General features: G+C 63.2%; 2 pseudogenes. Both read left to right on the top strand.

The annotated features are described in order from the left end of the window. Positions 1 to 352: pseudogene (locus ACLZN2_RS50765) on the top strand (hypothetical protein); the annotation flags it as partial. Between the two features lie 133 nt (positions 353 to 485). Then, positions 486 to 1,153: pseudogene (locus tag ACLZN2_RS50760) on the top strand (hypothetical protein). Positions 1,154 to 1,514 lie beyond the last annotated feature (361 nt).

Genomic DNA, 1,514 nt, shown 5'->3' with positions numbered 1-1,514 from the left:
AGCCACAGTCGTAGCCGCCTGGTCAGGCCACGACCAGCCCGACAGCCCCACCCGAAAGCCCGAAACGGGCATCACGTCACGTACTGCCCTCTCACACCCCGGTAACGCGGCCTCCGGGCTCCTCCTCTTCCTCATCTGCACCCACGCCCTTCTGCTCACCGTGGCCCCCGCGTTACCCCGCTACGCCGCCTTCCGCCTCTGTACGCGCGGCCAAGTCCCCCCACGGCTAACTGAGTTCCTCCACTGGGCCCGAGGTGCCGGACTGCTGCGGCTCTCGGGCAGCTCCTACGAGTTCCGGCACCGCGAGCTCCAGGACTGGCTCGCGGCGCATCCGACTCCGCCCACCACTTGAGTGACGGCCTCGGTACTGGTGCGCTCGCATATTCCACTGTCGCGTGTTGGCCCGTCCGGCTCTGAAATTGCTACTGACCGTGACGTCTGGCAGGGGTGGGGCTGATGTCAGAGGGGTCCGGTTGGATGAGCCCGTGACTGTCTATGACGTAGCCCGCCAGCTTCCCACCATCGCCGACCTGCGGGACCTGTGCCGCTCCCTTGCGATGCTCGATGCGATCCTGAGCCCGGACTGGGAGAGCCGGTACTACTCCTTCAACGCCACCTGGGCAGAAGACGAGGAGATGGCCTCGATGCGCAATGGGTCAGGAGACGAGTACTCCATCGTGTTCTCGGCGGCCGGGGTCTACGTTCGTGGCTTCGGCCACGAATCGCCGATGAGCCCATATGGCCACGATGGCGAGCCCTGGCCGGGAGTGATCGACGACGTTCCCGATGTCTTCAAGCCCTTCGTCGAGGAGCCGGCGTTCACCGACGAGGACGGCGTGCCCGTTGTGACGGCCTGCTTGTGGCGGGAAGCGAAGGACGATCGGTGGCACCACGGCACGATCGACTTTCCCTCGAACCGTGCCGACCCTGATGGGGCGACGGGCTGTTCCACCTACTGGTCGACCGATCACCCGAAGCGTTCCAGGGCTTCGCCGAGGACTATTACGAGGTCTCTGTGGATCTGGAAGCGGTGAGTGACCTGTATGCCTTGCGGCCGCTGGGCCAGGAACTCGTGTCGTTGTTGAACGAAGAGGTCACCCTGGCGGACCTGGCCCAAGACATCTCCGAAATCGGCTATCCGCAGGCCCATTGAGTGTCGATCTGTCTGCCCACCGGCGCATTTTGTACTGGTGATGCCGCATGTTCATGTGTTGCATATTCATGAAGCGATGCGGCCTCGGCGTGACCGTGAGTGATCATTCTAGCCTCCGCCCGAACAAGCGGCCCAGGAACCCAACCGACAAGACCAAATAGGAAAAACCGATGGACGTCGTCGGGATACGTGGCAGTAGAGGCGGTCGCTGGCGGTCCTTCATCCGGACGCGGCGTTTCGGCAATCAGTTTGGATGGCTGTGCCTAACCTCGCGCTTTCATGAAGCGGGCTGTCCGGCAGGCGGTCAGGAAAGCAGAAAGTGCCCCTGACCAGCAAGAATGAGGATTGTCGAGGTCCTTGT

Origin of the sequence: Streptomyces sp. T028 (genome assembly GCF_048159505.1) — a bacterium.
GTDB lineage: Bacteria > Actinomycetota > Actinomycetes > Streptomycetales > Streptomycetaceae > Streptomyces.
This window is presented reverse-complemented; position numbering and strand designations above follow the sequence as displayed.